The organism is Planctomycetota bacterium (assembly GCA_021414025.1).
In the GTDB taxonomy this organism is placed as follows: Bacteria; Planctomycetota; Phycisphaerae; order Phycisphaerales; family SM1A02; genus SYAC01.
Genome location: JAIOPG010000005.1, coordinates 305,193 through 320,017, shown reverse-complemented (window position 1 = coordinate 320,017; position 14,825 = coordinate 305,193). Strand labels below are relative to the sequence as shown.

Genomic DNA, 14,825 nt, shown 5'->3' with positions numbered 1-14,825 from the left:
GCCCGGCTCGCATATCGTGGCACACCATGGCAACCCCCTCAGCTCGAACTTGCAAAGGCAGCGAATGCGTCACGCACGGCATCCGCATCACGGTGGAGCCGCGCTACCTGCCCTCGCATTCCGATCCGGAGAACAACCGCTACCTCTTCAACTACAAGGTGGTCATGCTCAACGAGGGCGAGAGTTGCGCGCGGCTGCGCAGCCGCAAGTGGGTCATTGTGGACTCCGACGGCGAGCGCCATGAGGTGCAGGGACTCGGCGTGGTGGGACACCATCCCAACCTGGCGCCGGGCGAGACCTTCGAGTACTCCAGCTTCTGCCCGCTGCAGACGGCGTGGGGAACAATGCAGGGGACCTATGTGATGGAGCGCGACGACGGTTCGTCGTTCGAGGTCGAGATCGCACGCTTCTTCCTCATTGGTCCGCACCAGTGAGCGGCAGCGCGGCGCATCCCACCATTGCCCAGACAAAAAGTGATCGCACCGATTCCGGCAGGAAGACCTTTTGCGTTTCGGTGATCGGGGCCACGGGCGCCGTCGGCCGCGAAACACTGCAGGTGCTCGAGAAGCGCCGCTTTCCCGTCTCCGAGCTGCGCCTCTTCTGCAGCGACCGCTCGGCGGGCGAAACCTTCCAGTTCAACGGGCGACCGCACGCCGCACGCCTCTTCGAGCGCTCGGCGCTGGAGGGCAGCGACTTCGCGATCCTCTGCGTCGATGCCGAGATGGCGAAAACGCTGGCGCCGATGCTCGCCGACATGGGCGTCGTCACCGTCGACAATTCCAGCGCCTTTCGCAACGATCCCGCTGTGCCACTGGTGGTGCCCGAGATCAACGGTCACCTGCTCAAGAGCGGGGCGATGCTGGTGGCGAACCCGAACTGCACCACGATCGTGGCGCTGATGGCTGCGGCGCCGCTGCACCGCGCGGCGTACTTGCGGCGCATGACGGTCTGCTCCTACCAGGCGGTTTCTGGAGCGGGCATCGCCGCGATGCGCGAGCTGGAGTCGCAGGCCCGCACGTGGGCCGCCGGCGGCGAGGTCAAACCGCAGGTCTTTCCGCGCCCCGCGCTGTTCAACGTCTTTCCGCACAACTCGCCGCGCCTGCCCGACGGCTCGAACGAGGAGGAGCGCAAGCTGGTCCGCGAAAGTCGGCGGCTGCTGGCGTGCGAGGACCTGCGCGTCAGCGCGACCTGTGTCCGCGTGCCCACGCTGCGGGCTCACGCGGTGGCGCTGCACCTTGAATTTGAGAAACCGCTTTCACCCGCGCAGGCCGCGGAGATTCTTTCCCGCGCCCCCGGAGTGCGCGTGGTCGACGAATCGACCGGCGCCGCTCCCGCCGACTCGCTCATGGCTTCAGGTCTCGACGAGGTGCTGGTCTCGCGGATCCGCGTCGACGATGGCGGCGCTCCGGAGCGCTCGCTGGCGCTGTGGTCGGTGGGGGACCAGCTGCTCAAAGGCGCCGCGCTCAACGCGGTCCAGATCGTCGAACTGCTCGCCGCCGGTTGCGATCGTGGCGGATAACGACGCGCCCGCTCCGAGTCCGCGTATCTAGACCCCGCGAAGTTCCCTGAGCGCCGCACCAGGATCGGGCTGGCGAAGCAGATGCTCGCCCACCAGCACAATGCCCACCTCATGCTGCTGCAGGCGCTGAATGTCCTGCGCCGTTTGAATGCCGCTCTCGCTCACCACCACCGAGCGGTCCTCGATCAGATCGACCATGCGGAAGGTGTGTGCCAGGTCGGTCTTCATGGTCTTCAGGTCGCGATTGTTGATGCCCAGCAGCGAATACCCCGCGTGCGGGAAGCCAATGTGGTTCTGCACGCGATAGAGGCTTTCGACGTCGTGCACTTCGAGCAGGGTGGTGAGCCCGAGCTCGACGGCGAGAATCTGGAAGTCGACGATCTGCTGCTCGGTCAGGCATTCGGCGATCAGCAGGATGGCGTCGGCGCCCGCGGCGCGGCTCTCCCAGACCTGCCAGATGTCCACGATGAAATCCTTCCGCAGCACCGGCAGCGGCGTCGCGGCGCGGATCATCTCGATGTACTCCAGCCGCCCGCCAAAGTCCGTCTCGTCGGTCAGGCAGCTGATGGCCGCCGCACCGGCTTGGTGATAGCGTTGAGCGATGTCCACGGGATTGAAATCGCCCCGGATCAGCCCCGCCGAGGGGCTCTTTTGCTTGATTTCAGCGATGACCCGGACCGGAAAGGCCGTGTCCCAGACGACCGCGCCGAAAAAATTGCGCGGCTGCGGCATGGCGCCGACTTTTTCCCGCAGCAGCTCGATGGGGGTGTGCTCCTGCAGCTCCCGCACTTCGATTTTTTTCCGTGCGACAATTTTCTGGAGCGCGTTGAGCATGCCTGCTGCGAGTCTATGCGTTGCCGCCGAAAATGCTCCGAGCCATGTTCCGCCGGACTCGGTTTGGCTCCGCGCATTGATGACCCTCTGGTTTCTCTCTTCCATCTTGGTGGTGTGGCGGGCGCAGTTCTGCCGCCTGAAGGACACCGCGATGCTGATGTGGAGGCTCGGCGCGAACCAGTGCGGCCTCCTGGCGGCGGCGGGAACCTTGTTCTCCGGATTGGTCGGCGCCGTGGTGTTGCGCGCGATGAGCTCGGGTGCCGGCGGTGATCCTTCTCCGCCGGCCATGCTGCTGGCTTTGGTCGGTGGGTCGCTCACCACTGTCGCGATTTTTCTTTTCCTTCACTCGCGCGGCTCGCGGCCCGCCCCGTTTTCAAACCGAAAAGTCTGTCCTGTTCCCAAGGCGATTTGGATCGGCGCGATCGGCCTGCTCCTGACCTGGCCGCTGATTCAGTACGCCTCCCTGATTGGCGGAGAACTGCAAGCCACCTTCACGGGCGTCGAGGCGCCGACCATCGGACATCACTTTCTGGAGACCATCCGCGAGCAGGGGGGCAGCCCGGTGACCTGGGGACTGGTCGCCACGATCGTGCTGCTCGGGCCGCTGGCGGAGGAGTTGATCTGGCGCGGCGCCGTGCAGCAGGGGCTGAAGCAAATCGGACTTCCGCGCGTCGCCGCGATCTTCATCACCGCCGTCGCCTTCGCCTTCTTCCACTGGGGCGCGGTTCCTGAAAACGGTCGCGCCGCCGCGATTCCGGCGCTGGCGGTGCTCGGCGTGGCGCTGGGCTATCTGATGGAGCGAACGGGTCGCATCTGGGCCTCCTACGCGGCGCATTCCCTCTTCAATTGTGCAAACCTTTTTCTCTTCTCTATGCTTCCCCAATGAGCGCCGCCGATTCCAAGCAACCCGCCGCGGGCCGGCCCCGCATCCTGACCGGCGACACGCCGACGGGGCGGCTGCACCTGGGGCACTGGGTGGGCAGCGTGAAGCGCCGCGCCCAGTTGCAGCACACGCACGACTGCTACTTCATCATTGCCAACTATCACGCCTTCACCACCCGTGCCGACCAGCCCAAGGAGATCCGCGCCGACTGCCTGGAGATCGCCCGCGATCTGATCGCCATGGGAATCGATCCCGATCTCTCGAGCATTTTCCTGCAGAGCGAAGTGCCGACGATTCACGAACTGACCTTCCTCTTCGCCATGCTGCTGCCCTTCAACCGGGTGATGCGCAATCCGACCCTGAAGGACGAAATCAAGGTGAAGAACCTCGGCGAGACCTATTCCTTCGGCTTTCCTCTCTACGCCGTCGGGCAGTGCAGCGACATTCTTTCCTTCCGCCCCGAGAGCGTGCCGGTGGGCGAGGACCAGGTGCCCCACCTGGAGATGACCCGCGAAGTGGCGCGGCGATTCAACCAGATCTACTGCGGCGTCAGCGAGAAGGCGGAGGACCACGAGCATGTCAAGCTGGGCGGCGTCTTTCCCGTGCCCCGCGCCGACGTCGGCGCAGTCGGCCGCCTGATGGGCGTCGACGGCAAAAATAAAATGAGCAAAAGTCTGGGCAACGCGATCTTTATCTCCGATCCTCCCAAGGAGGTCGAGAAGAAGGTGATGCGACTCTTTACCGGCCGCCAGAGCGCCACCGAGCCCGGCGACATCAAGAACGCGCTCTTCCAATATGTGGAGACCTTCATCCCTGACGCGGCCCGCGTGGCCGAGCTGAAGGATCGCTACGCGCGCGGCGACAACATCGGCGACGGGCACATCAAGAAGGAAGTCGCGGAGGCGATCAACGCGCTGATCGCGCCGATGCAGAAGCGCCGCGCTGCTCTGGAGGGTCGCGACGACCTGGTGCTGGACATCCTGCGCAAGGGCTGCACCAAGGCGAACCTCACCGCGGAAGAGACGCTCGAGTCTGCTCGCAAGGCGGCCGGCCTTCACTTCTTTCACCGCGAGCTGAGCTTTCCGGTTTAGATAGAGCAGCGGACAACTTGTAAGAATTAGAGTATGAGTCGACTGGCGCCTCCAGCCCCTCCGGTAGACTCATTGTTTATCTTGAAAGGTCGAGTTCCAACTCTGTAACCAAGGAGAAGTTGATGTTGCAATGAAATCGTTTACGTTCATTGATTTATTTGCAGGAATCGGGGGCTTCCACCATGCGCTCTCTCGCATTGGTGGTCGGTGTGTAATGGCTTGTGAACTTGATGCAGAGTGTCGGGGGGTTTACCGATCTTCATTTCCAACGGCAACACGCGCCTGCTTCCCCAAGAACATTCGTGAACTGACTCGGAAAGATGTGGACGAGGAGTGTTCGATCCGCTCTGCTCGCGAGATCGATCGGATCATCCCCGACCACGACATGCTTTGTGCGGGATTTCCCTGCCAACCATTTTCGAAAAGCGGTGTCCAACTTGGAGTTCAAGACCGTACACGTGGGACTTTGTTCTTTGACATCATGCAGGTTGTCCGAGCAAAACGGCCGCGATACCTGTTGCTCGAAAACGTTCGAAACCTGGCCGGGCCACGGCACACCCAGACTTGGCGCCTAATCATCGAGAATCTTCGGGATGCCGGCTATTGCGTATCTGATGCCCCATCGATCCTCTCGCCACACTTGTTGCCGCCGAATTGCGGGGGAACTCCGCAAGCTCGTGAGCGCGTCTTTATCCTCGCGGAACAGAGAGGTGGTTCCACCTCCACATACGAAAGGTCTGTACCGCCTGTCGATCGAATGCCCGTTGTGCGATGGAACCCGGCAAATTGGCGAATTGAGCAATATCTGGAACCAGACTCCGAGATCATCGACATTCAACGATATCGTCTCAAGCGCGCGGAACTCAGTTGGCTTGAGGCGTGGGATGCGTTTGTCCGTGGACTTCCTTCCGATTCTTTACCTAGTTTTCCTATTTGGGCTGATGCTTTTAGACGTCGCCCGATCATTCCCGAGGGGGCGCCCGACTGGGAAGCAGATTTCTTGCGAAAGAACGCTCACTTCTACAGTGCCCACCAAGGATTCATTGATTCGTGGCTTCGTAAATCTTGGGGTGATTTGGGCCTCACACTTAGAGATTTCCCGGCTTCGCGGCGAAAATTCGAGTGGCAGGCTCGAAGTTGGCATCCGATTCGTAAAGGGCGAACAATTCGTGACCTAGTGCTCCAAATGCGCCCAAGTGGCATTCGGGTGAAATCACCAACCTATCTCCCGGCTCTTGTAGCAATAACGCAGTGCTCGATTGTTGGCCCCGAAGTCGGTCGGGTTAGCGAGTATCGAACGCTAACACCGCGAGAGGGTGCAAAACTACAGGGCGTTCCAGAGGATATTTTTGAAAAGGCGGGAGTGTCAGATCGCGTGGCTTACAAACAACTGGGGAATGCTGTAAATGTTGGTGTCGTGCGTTGGGCGGCCCACTCCCTTTTTTGTCGATCGGTATCCAAGGCATCTGCGAACAATGGTATTTCGCGACGCCTCAAGATATCAAATAAGTTCGTTTAGATGCCGTGCAGCGAGCACGGACAAACAAATCCGAAAAGGAATTAGAATGCCCGAAATGCTTATGAATAGTGAGGACTCTGCAGAGGAACTAACGGAGTCGTTGAACGAGATTGCAGAATCGCTGGCCGAGTTGTCTGCTCTTGAAGATCTGCCCCCGGTGGTTAGCCGCCCTCATGTACCGCGTTCCAAGGCTGAGATCCTTGATGGAATTTCGACAACTTTGTTTTCGACACTGATTTATGAGCAGGAGTGGCTCAATCTTGATGGGGAAGCGATCTCTCGGGAATCATTCGAAAGAGATCCCCTGACGGCGATGGTGTCGTTTTTTGTTGGCATTGGTATGTCCGACGATGAAGCGGGTGTGTGCGTGATACCTGGCGATTCGGGACCGCGTCTTACTACACAGGGCGCGGATGCGCTCTCGATTCGACTCGCGGCGGCGTTGCGATGCGCACAGCGATGCATGAAATTGGCGGCATCTGACGAAACCGACAGTCGTAAAGAGGAGTGGGAACAGGCCTGGAGTGAAGAATTAACAGATGAAGTGTCTTCGCCACTCCCAATTGTGGCCAAATCGGCGACTTGGCCTATTGCAGACCTCGCAGCGAAGGCTGATCGAGGGCAACTCGTACTCAATCCAACATACCAGCGTGATGATGTTTGGAAATTGAGTGATTCGAGTGCGCTGATCGAGTCAATTCTCCGTGGCATACCGCTTCCATCGATAGTTTTACTTGAAGTTCCGCGACCGGGCAAAAATAGATTTTCCTACGAGGTTGTTGATGGCAAGCAGCGAATCACCTCAATTCTTCGCTTCATTGGTCGACACCCGAAGGCAGTCGAGAAGGCGAAAGATCTTGATCGGAAGTACGGCATTTCCGGATTTACGGACGCACTCCGCCGCGACTACCGACGCTTTGTGAAATTGTGGAAAGAATATGTGGGGCAGAAACTGACCTCAGAAAAAGAACGCGAATTTATGCTGCCCTTCAAGGTCAAGGGTGGAAGGTTGAAATGAATCCAATCCCTGAAAGAATGTGCGGGCAAGTATTTTACCGACATTAAGGAAGTCAACCATTCGGAAGACTGCACGGTTGAGCAATTATTTACTGAAACGGTTGACTACAAACTTCTAGTCATCACCTTCAGCAAGACCGAGCCGCAGCAGATCCATGATGTGTTTCAACTTTACAACAGACAGGGCAAGCATCTCAATGCCGAAGAAATCCGCAATGCGGTTTATCACGACTTGTTGTTGACTAGGGCCATCCTTGGTGCTGGCCAAAACACCCACGACGTAAGTCAATTGCTACGCGACTCAGAGCAGGGCAGCGCGAAGTTGCGTGGGGCAGTGGAAAGAATCGGCAAGAGGCTCGATGAAAGAAGTGTTCCAAGTGACCGATATCGACGTACCAAGTTGTTTGCGTGGACTATCGCGTCCGTGTTCGCCATAAAGGAGCAAGCCGGCAAGTTCCGCGTAATGTCCACCGCCAAACAAATCGACGAAATGTTGTCACTGGTTCGCGACGCCAGGGGCGTGACCGACTCTTGGGAGTCTCTTGCGCTTGGCAAAACGAAAGGTCTCGAGGATGTCTTTGGCGCGCTTGATGACGCAGTTCGGGTGCTGGACGAGGAAGAGCTCTTCGATGCGAAATTCCAATCGGGTGGCGCGAGTAGAAAGTGGCAAGACCTCCAATTTGTGTCCGCACTTGCGGCCCTGCTCATCGCTCGCCTGACGCTAGATTTGGAATTTGATGAGCGAATCGCACGTCGCAAAGCCGCGATAAATGAATGCTCGAAACATTCCAAGCGCGATCCCAAGTCTCAGAATTCGACTCAGTGGCGATTCATCGGACGGACGGCTTGCGATTTGCTAAAGGCGTTGGACTTGACACACGCTGCGGTAACAACTGCTTTCGTGCGACAGTTCAAGCACGATCCGATGATTGCGCTCGCTGCCGCTCGTGATATTAAAGGGATGGGTTCCTAATCTGGTTGGAGAAGCTATCTGTGACCGATGAGACCATCCGGCGGATCACCGATGCGCCTTCACCACCGAATCCTCCTAACGGGTGGTTCCCGTCATTACTCGCCCGTAATTCTGAATTTTCGACCGAAACACTGCTTGCGTTGGAGGTTGATACCCGACATGTCGTCGACTGCTTTATTAAGCGGCTTACTTGCGATGATGCGCCACTCGTGTCTGGACTCGTACTTGGTGCGGTACAGAGTGGCAAGACGGGTTCGATGTTGGCGGTTTCCTCTCTTGCAATTGATCATGGGTTTGATGTCGTTGTGTTGGTGTCGGGAACGCGGGTGTCTCTTTGGCGGCAGACCCTAGATCGGTCGGTGCGGGATCTTGATGGGTGGGATGTGGGGAGTGATTTTCAAAGGCGGCAAGTCCGCCTCTGGCTTCCCGAGACGGCATACATCACTAACGGGAGATTTAATCCGGGCGAGATGTTTGACGTCAGCGTGAATCGCATGACAAAAAACATTCGCGCCGGTAATCCAATTGTTGCTGTTGTAATGAAGCAGGCGGATCATCTCAGTGCGCTTAGAGAATCTCTGCACCGGGCTATGGTGACAATCGATCGGCCCTTAAAGATGCTCGTGATTGACGACGAAGCCGATGACGGGTCGATTCTTGGTGCTGGTCCCGTAGGTGCACCGGCGGATCGATTTCTTCCAAGGTGGATTGAGGGCCTGTGGGCAAGGGGCCCGAGTGATAGTCGCGTGTTTCATGACAAGCTGAGAGTTGTTTATCTCGCTTACACAGCCACACCACAAGCCAATCTCTTGCAGCACGATCATAATCCGCTTAGTCCGCGTGATTTTGTCACTTGTATCCGCGCTCCTGGCGCATCGGGATCCCCCGAAATTCGAGACAGGGCGTCGTTTGCGGTGCCGTTGATCTCGCAGCGGCATTCCGGCGGCGGCGAGTTCTATCCTGCTGTTGCTGAACTATTCCAGCCGTGCATTGGACTTGAAAATGCAGATGGTCTTACCCGGGCCGAATGGGAAGTGCGGCGAATGGAGCTTGTGGGTGAATCGCTTCGTGCATTCATCGTTGCGACGGCCTGTCGCTTGATTGCATCGAGTCGTTCATACGTGGCTACCCGTGGTGTTGTAGTTTCAACGCTGACCGAAGCGAAGGCGATAATGCCGCCTATCTCGTCGATGCTTTTCAATCCATCCAGCAGTGTTGAGTCGCAATTCGAGGGTGAGTTAGTTGTAAAGTCTTGGGTGCATGATGAGTCACCACACATTCCACCAATTGTGGGCGTTGGCGCCGATGTGGCGCGCCCCGAAGTAGAGTGGCACCGACTTGCAGTTAGAATCACGCGTGAACGGAACATGTGGTCCGCGTGGCTTACTGCATATCGGCGGTCGGCGGAAATTCTTCGTGCTCGTCCGGGTTGTGCTGGCATTCAATTGCCACCAGAGGATTGGGAGATCGTGGAACGTGCGATCGTAGAAGAGGTGTTGCCATCTATTCAGATGCAAGTTGTCAACGGTTCTCTCGGGGCAGACGCGCCTCCAAATTTCGAGCCAATGCTTCAGGCAGATGGCACTTGGTGTCTTCCAACATCGCTTTGCACAATCTTCGTCGCCGGCAATATCATGTCGCGTGGACTAACTCTCGAGGGTCTTTCGACCACTCTTTTTCTCCGAGATCCAGATGCCCCGCTTGCGGACACGCAGATGCAGATGCAGCGATGGTTTGGGTATCGGGGTGCTTGGCTCGCGTATTGTCGGGTCTTTGCATTTGAGGATCAGTTAGACCGTTTCCGGCAGTACCACGCTGCTGACGAAGCCTTGCGTACTGAAATTATCAATATCGAACGCGCGAAGGCGGGGTCGGATGCGGGCGGTGTGTCTCCGCAAGTACTTGGTGGACGCAACTTCCTGCCGACCGGAAAAGTTGAGAATCTGCGGCGGCTTCCGCTCGCTCCTGGAGGCACTCCCTTTATCTCGGGATTTTGGGACGGTTCGGGTGTTGATCCGAATTTTGAAATGGTTGAACAACGCTTTGCTCCCGGAAATGCGGATGGGGTGACCGTGGGAATCAAGCGCGGATTAATTCTTAAAACAAAATATTCGCTTTCCGAAGTGGCTGACATGCTCGATGAAATGATCTTTGTCGATCACGATCCGACCCCAAGTGCTGACGAACATCATCGTTGGGAAAGTATTGAGCGGGCACTGAAACTTGATCCTGCCCAAAATTTCCTGTTCCGTCCCGGTCTTGAAGCCACTCGCCGGGGGGGCGATTCGAGAGACAAATTCCTTCCAACCAAATGTCCATATTCCATCGCTGCATATTTCCGATTATGGGCTCTTTGTCGAGAACATGCTGGGATTGGGCTTTATCCGAATGACAAACCCGAAGTTCCTTGGGGGCATCTGTCGCCGGGAGAGAGAGCGCGACGCTGCCCGAGATTTTCGATTGGTTTGCGATTTGGACAGGGACCAGTGGTTGCGGGAACGTCTTTGGATCGTGTTGGCACGGACTTGGGAAACGATTGGCGGATCCGCCTGATGGAACGCGAGATCGATGAAGTGCGTTCACAACTTGTCGCTACTTGGGGAACTCGTAACCCGACGGGAGGACCTGGGGCCTATTTCGGGGATCAGTTTTTTGATTACCACCGAACCGGATTAAATCGCAATCCGCCTCGTATCAACATTGATGACGCGCCCTGGAGAGCAATTGGTGAAGATGGGTTGATTCTATTTCATCTCCTCGCTCACCCATCAGGTCATCCCCGACTTGCGATCGGTGTATGTTTACCAGCCGGCGGCCCCGATCAGATTGGTGTGTTGCGACCAGTACAGCATTGACAGGATCCCAAATGAATAATTTCGAATCGTTGCGCGAACTAATCAGCGGTACAACCCGCCCATCATCAATAGATGAGCGAAATCCAGTTTGGTTGTCCGATGATCGGACACTGGGTGTCGCGCGTGACACGGGGGGGCGCTTTGAGGTGTTTCTTGCAGTTGAGCCGCTCAATGTCGAGTCGACGATCATTCGGAAGTACATCACTGGTGACAATTGGCAGACGAGCAGTGGGCGAAGATTCTCTGCATTCCGAATCTTGATTCCGGGGGAGCCGCACTTTGTCGGAGTTGTTGCCCTCGTGCTGGAGGAGCTTCTTCGACACCAGTTTCTGTCAAATCCGCAGGAGGCATTCACTCGAGCGGAGCCGTTAATTGAGTTGTTCCTCGAGCGAGCTGGGGTTGGGGAGGAGTTGGCGCTCGGGTTACTCGGAGAATTGATTCTGCTGGAGCAGATTCTGGTCCGCCATCCTGCTCTTGAATGGCGTCGTCGCATTCTCGACTCTTGGACTGGCTACCGGCACGGAGCGCGAGACTTTAGCGGCGCGATGGCGTCCATTGAGGTGAAGGCAACACGATTCGATCGTTCTCGACACCACATCTCGAATCTTGATCAAGTGACTTCGGGACCTCGAGGAACTGGTGAAGGCGATGGAAATTTATTCCTGTTGAGCATTGGGCTGATTCCGGCAGAAGGTCGCGGTAAGAGTGTTGCGAGTCAGGTTGAACTAGTAAGTGACTTATTCGCTCATGACCTCTCGCCCGAGCAATCCACCCTGATAAAGGGTTCCCTACTTCAGTGCCTTCGAATCTACGGGATAAGTCCGGGCCAGCCGGGCGGCTACGACCACTTATCTATGCGAAACTGGCCCATGTTTGCACAACAGTGGGAAGTGCGGTTTTTGCGTATGTACGACATGTCTGATCAGCAAATCCGAGTCATGCGCCGACCCGATGTTGCTGACTTCTCTCATGTTCGGACAGAATCCGTACGATTTGAAATCGAGTTGCCCGAATCGGTCCGCGGAGATATCAACCCGGCTGGCGACCCTTCTGAAGCCATTGTCCTTTTGATTGGATCCACTAGGCAGACGTCCGACTAATACTTTGGGTTGCTCGATCCAAATGACTCTGTAACCGTTTTGAACCTGCGCGAGAGTTGTGCCTCCCCAAATAGGTGGCGGCGTACGGCCCCTAAAAACTTGTTGGATCGAAGAATTTCCAGAGAACTGCCTTTTTGGAACCGCTGGGCGGGTCGCCCGACGCTTCGTCGAATTGAGCAAATGCCCGGCCTTGCTATATTTACAGTTCTGTACTCATTCCATCCGATTCCATACTCACCACTGCCATGAGCGACCACACCAACACTGACCATCACTGCCCGCATCTGGATGCGGGCGACCGGCGATGCGACCATCGCTTCACGATGGCGACTGTGGAGAGCGCGTTCTCGGTGTGCTGCAACGCCTACCACGGCTGCACCACCTTCCATCGGATCAACATGGAACAATCACATGGCACGCTGGAAAAACCCGTTCTCACCCGGCGCCTTGTCCGGACCGCGAGCAACGGATCCATTCCCGTGCAGGTGACCGCCCATGGAAGGAACCTCTCCCTTCGATCACGCGGCGCGTGACTTTCTCGCCTGGGCGCGGATCGAAACCGGATTGAGCCCCGCGACGCTCGAGGCCTATGGCCGCGACCTTCGCTACATGAAAGAAGACTTGATTCTCGCCGGCGTGACCAAGCCCGGCGCCGTCCGCATGGAGCATCTGGCACAGCATCTGCAGAAGCTGCGCCGCGAGCGCGGGATGGAATCCAGCACGGTGACGCGCCACCTGGCCACCATGCGGGTCTTCTTCCGGTGGATGCAGGCGGAGCGAAAGATCGAGCGCGACCCGGCGCGGCTGCTGGAGCGCCCCCACAAGTGGCGCCGACTTCCCGGTACCCTGACGCCCAGCCAGATGCGCAAACTGGTGGAGGCCCCCAACGCCCAGACCGGCGACCTCTGGCGGCGCGACCGCGCCATGCTCGAGGCGATGTACGCGGCGGGACTGAGGGCCAGCGAAGTGGGCACGCTCAAGATGAACGACTTCAACACCACGCTCGGCTGCCTGGTGGTGATCGGCAAGGGCAACAAGCAGCGCATGGTTCCGCTGGGCGAGCCGGCGATCGAGGCGATCGGGAAGTACGTGAAGGAAGTCCGCCCCGGCCTGACCCGATTTGGCGACGGGCGCGACAAATTCCGCCTCTTTCTCTCCTTCAGCGGCAAGCCCATTGAACGCGTCGCAGTCTGGCAGATCGTCAAGAAATACGCGACGCTTTCCGGCCTTCACGGCGTGCATCCGCACAAGCTGAGGCACTCCTTCGCCACACACTTGCTGGGTGGCGGCGCCGACCTTCGCGTGGTGCAGGAGTTGCTGGGCCACGAGGACATCGCCACCACCGAGATCTACACGCATGTGGACCAGAACCGGCTGCGCGAGGTGCTGCGCCGCTACCACCCGCGCGAAGCGAGCTGAGACTTCCCCCGCAACCTGCGATTGAGTTGAGCCGACGCAAGAGCCGGGCTTCGCTTTGGCGTGCGCTTCTGCGGGAGGCGTTAGCCTATGGCCATGCGCACCGCGGATCCCTGCGTCCTTGTCATTCTTGGAGCCAGCGGCGACCTGACCTCGCGCAAGCTCATTCCCGCCATGTACGAAATGGCCGAGGCCGGCTTGCTGAATCCCGCCACCTGCGTGCTGGGCGTCAGCCGCACGCCCAAGAGCGACGAGGCGTGGCGCGATGAGTTGAAGCCCTGGATCCAGAAGCAGGTGAAGAATTTCCGCGACGAGGTGTGGAAGGAATTCTCCAAGCGCATCTTCTATCTGCCGGGCGACGCCGCCACCAGCGAGCCCTACGCGCGGCTCTCAGCGCGCGTCGCCGAACTGGATGCGCAACGGAAGTGCGCCCAGAACATCCTCTTCTTCATGAGCGTGGCGCCGGAGCTCTACGAGCCCATCGTGGCCCAGATCGACGCCGCGGGCATGGTCACCGAGGGCCGCCGCTGGTGCAGCGTCAACCGCAACATGAAATCGTGGCAGCGCATCATCGTGGAGAAGCCCTTCGGCTTCGACGATGAGAGCGCTGCGAGCTTGAACCGGGCGCTGGGCCGCGTTTTTGAAGAAGACGCGATCTACCGGATCGACCATTACCTGGGCAAGGAGGTCGTGCAGAACCTGCTGGTCTTCCGCTTCGCCAACGCGCTCTTCGAGCCGGTGTGGAACCATCGCTACATCGACCACGTGCAGATCACCGCGGTCGAGACCGTCGGCGTAGGCCAGCGCACCGCCTTCTACGACAAGACCGGCGCCATCCGCGACATGATCCAGAGCCATCTGTTGCAGGTGCTGGCCTTCGTGGCCATGGAGCCACCGACGACGTTTTCCGCCGACCACATCCGCGGTGAGAAGATCAAGGTGATCGACGCGCTGCAGACTCCGCCGATCGACCGCATCGCCGAGTGGGGCGCGCTGGGTCAATATTCCGGCGACGCCACCGAGGGCGCCTATCACGAGCTCAAGGGGGTCGATCCGAACTCGACCACCGAAACCTTCGCGGCGCTGAAGATGCATTTCGACAACTGGCGCTGGTCCAACGTGCCGTTCTTCCTGCGCACCGGAAAGCGCATGGCGAAAAAAAGTACGCAGGTGGTCGTGCAGTTCAAGCCGCCGGCGGCGAATCTTTTCAAGAAGATCGTCAAGGCGCCGCTGGCCGGCAACCGCATCACCATCGACATCGCTCCCAACGAGCAGTTCCGGATCCGCTTCAACGCCAAGGTGCCGGGGCCAATGGACATCAAGCCCGTCGAGATGGAGATGGACTATGTCGACTCGTTCCATTCCGAGACGGTCGAGGCGTATGGTCCGCTGATGATCGACGCCATGCGCGGCGACCAGAGCTTGTTCAAGCATCGGCTCGAGGTCGAGAGCGCCTGGCACGCCATCATGCCCTTCCTGAACAAGGCCAGCGCGCCGCTGCGCAAGAACATCCAGGGCAACTACGCGCCGGGCTCATGGGGGCCCAAGGCTGCCGAGGAGCTGATGACGCGCGAGGGGCGCGCCTGGGCGGTGTGAGATTTAACGCGCGGATCGACGG

General features: G+C 58.5%; 14 protein-coding genes. 12 read left to right on the top strand and 2 right to left on the bottom strand.

Features of this window, described 5'->3' with window-relative positions; all coding sequences use genetic code 11:
* Nucleotides 1-26: 26 nt before the first annotated feature.
* Both apaG and K8R92_07580 read left to right on the top strand, forming a co-directional pair.
* Nucleotides 27-434 (top strand): Co2+/Mg2+ efflux protein ApaG, encoded by a 408-nt coding sequence (gene apaG, locus K8R92_07585; protein MCE9619757.1) that lies wholly within the window; start codon nucleotides 27-29, stop codon nucleotides 432-434.
* A complete protein-coding gene (locus K8R92_07580) occupies nucleotides 431-1,519 on the top strand; it encodes an aspartate-semialdehyde dehydrogenase (GenBank protein ID MCE9619756.1) in 1,089 nt (362 codons plus the stop codon). Before apaG ends, K8R92_07580 begins: the two co-directional genes overlap by 4 nt.
* Before the next feature lie 27 nt (nucleotides 1,520-1,546).
* On the opposite strand, the gene trpC is transcribed toward K8R92_07580, so the two are convergent.
* Nucleotides 1,547-2,353 carry an indole-3-glycerol phosphate synthase TrpC gene (gene trpC, locus K8R92_07575; GenBank protein MCE9619755.1) on the bottom strand — a complete coding sequence of 269 codons (807 nt, stop codon included), beginning with the start codon at nucleotides 2,351-2,353 and terminating at the stop codon, nucleotides 1,547-1,549.
* A gap of 79 nt (nucleotides 2,354-2,432) precedes the next feature.
* Between trpC and K8R92_07570 the strand changes: the two genes are divergently transcribed.
* The 4 genes from K8R92_07570 (at nucleotide 2,433) to K8R92_07555 (ending at nucleotide 6,864) form a co-directional block, all read left to right on the top strand.
* Nucleotides 2,433-3,239: a CPBP family intramembrane metalloprotease gene (locus K8R92_07570; protein ID MCE9619754.1), complete on the top strand. Its 807-nt coding sequence runs from the start codon at nucleotides 2,433-2,435 to the stop codon at nucleotides 3,237-3,239.
* The gene (gene trpS / locus K8R92_07565) at nucleotides 3,236-4,327 is read left to right on the top strand and encodes a tryptophan--tRNA ligase (protein MCE9619753.1); all 1,092 of its coding nucleotides are present in this window, start codon (nucleotides 3,236-3,238) and stop codon (nucleotides 4,325-4,327) included. Before K8R92_07570 ends, trpS begins: the two co-directional genes overlap by 4 nt.
* A gap of 130 nt (nucleotides 4,328-4,457) precedes the next feature.
* On the top strand, nucleotides 4,458-5,846 hold the full coding sequence (dcm, locus tag K8R92_07560; protein ID MCE9619752.1) for a DNA (cytosine-5-)-methyltransferase: 1,389 nt from the start codon (nucleotides 4,458-4,460) through the stop codon (nucleotides 5,844-5,846).
* 46 nt (nucleotides 5,847-5,892) lie between these two features.
* Complete coding sequence (locus K8R92_07555) at nucleotides 5,893-6,864, top strand: DUF262 domain-containing protein (GenBank protein MCE9619751.1); 972 nt, start codon at nucleotides 5,893-5,895, stop codon at nucleotides 6,862-6,864.
* 114 nt (nucleotides 6,865-6,978) lie between these two features.
* Here the strand turns inward: K8R92_07555 and K8R92_07550 are convergent, their stop codons facing one another.
* Nucleotides 6,979-7,140, bottom strand: a complete 162-nt coding sequence (locus tag K8R92_07550) for a hypothetical protein (protein ID MCE9619750.1) — start codon at nucleotides 7,138-7,140, stop codon at nucleotides 6,979-6,981.
* Nucleotides 7,141-7,326: 186 nt separating this feature from the next.
* Between K8R92_07550 and K8R92_07545 the strand changes: the two genes are divergently transcribed.
* The 6 genes from K8R92_07545 to zwf all read left to right on the top strand — a co-directional run bounded on the left by K8R92_07545 (nucleotide 7,327) and on the right by zwf (nucleotide 14,803).
* Nucleotides 7,327-7,836, top strand: coding sequence for a hypothetical protein (locus K8R92_07545; protein MCE9619749.1), 510 nt, complete (start codon nucleotides 7,327-7,329; stop codon nucleotides 7,834-7,836).
* A 20-nt stretch (nucleotides 7,837-7,856) separates the two neighbouring features.
* A complete protein-coding gene (locus K8R92_07540) occupies nucleotides 7,857-10,691 on the top strand; it encodes a Z1 domain-containing protein (protein ID MCE9619748.1) in 2,835 nt (944 codons plus the stop codon).
* Between the two features lie 11 nt (nucleotides 10,692-10,702).
* Nucleotides 10,703-11,791, top strand: a complete 1,089-nt coding sequence (locus K8R92_07535) for a PD-(D/E)XK motif protein (protein MCE9619747.1) — start codon at nucleotides 10,703-10,705, stop codon at nucleotides 11,789-11,791.
* 245 nt (nucleotides 11,792-12,036) lie between these two features.
* Nucleotides 12,037-12,324: a hypothetical protein gene (locus K8R92_07530; protein ID MCE9619746.1), complete on the top strand. Its 288-nt coding sequence runs from the start codon at nucleotides 12,037-12,039 to the stop codon at nucleotides 12,322-12,324.
* Nucleotides 12,287-13,210 carry a tyrosine recombinase gene (locus K8R92_07525; protein MCE9619745.1) on the top strand — a complete coding sequence of 308 codons (924 nt, stop codon included), beginning with the start codon at nucleotides 12,287-12,289 and terminating at the stop codon, nucleotides 13,208-13,210. The genes K8R92_07530 and K8R92_07525 overlap by 38 nt, the downstream gene beginning before the upstream one ends.
* Nucleotides 13,211-13,297: 87 nt before the next feature.
* Nucleotides 13,298-14,803, top strand: a complete 1,506-nt coding sequence (zwf, locus tag K8R92_07520; GenBank protein ID MCE9619744.1) for a glucose-6-phosphate dehydrogenase — start codon at nucleotides 13,298-13,300, stop codon at nucleotides 14,801-14,803.
* Nucleotides 14,804-14,825 lie beyond the last annotated feature (22 nt).

What these genes read in the sequence shown, in the direction of transcription:
- trpS (MCE9619753.1), top strand. Translation starts at nt 3,236, where the DNA reads ATGAGCGCCGCCGATTCCAAGCAACCCGCCGCGGGCCGGCCCCGCATC.
- zwf (MCE9619744.1), top strand. Translation starts at nt 13,298, where the DNA reads ATGGCCATGCGCACCGCGGATCCCTGCGTCCTTGTCATTCTTGGAGCC.
- K8R92_07535 (MCE9619747.1), top strand. Translation starts at nt 10,703, where the DNA reads ATGAATAATTTCGAATCGTTGCGCGAACTAATCAGCGGTACAACCCGC.
- K8R92_07525 (MCE9619745.1), top strand. Translation starts at nt 12,287, where the DNA reads ATGGAAGGAACCTCTCCCTTCGATCACGCGGCGCGTGACTTTCTCGCC.
- K8R92_07545 (MCE9619749.1), top strand. Translation starts at nt 7,327, where the DNA reads ATGTCCACCGCCAAACAAATCGACGAAATGTTGTCACTGGTTCGCGAC.
- K8R92_07530 (MCE9619746.1), top strand. Translation starts at nt 12,037, where the DNA reads ATGAGCGACCACACCAACACTGACCATCACTGCCCGCATCTGGATGCG.
- apaG (MCE9619757.1), top strand. Translation starts at nt 27, where the DNA reads ATGGCAACCCCCTCAGCTCGAACTTGCAAAGGCAGCGAATGCGTCACG.
- K8R92_07555 (MCE9619751.1), top strand. Translation starts at nt 5,893, where the DNA reads ATGCCCGAAATGCTTATGAATAGTGAGGACTCTGCAGAGGAACTAACG.
- dcm (MCE9619752.1), top strand. Translation starts at nt 4,458, where the DNA reads ATGAAATCGTTTACGTTCATTGATTTATTTGCAGGAATCGGGGGCTTC.
- K8R92_07570 (MCE9619754.1), top strand. Translation starts at nt 2,433, where the DNA reads ATGACCCTCTGGTTTCTCTCTTCCATCTTGGTGGTGTGGCGGGCGCAG.
- trpC (MCE9619755.1), bottom strand. Translation starts at nt 2,353, where the DNA reads ATGCTCAACGCGCTCCAGAAAATTGTCGCACGGAAAAAAATCGAAGTG.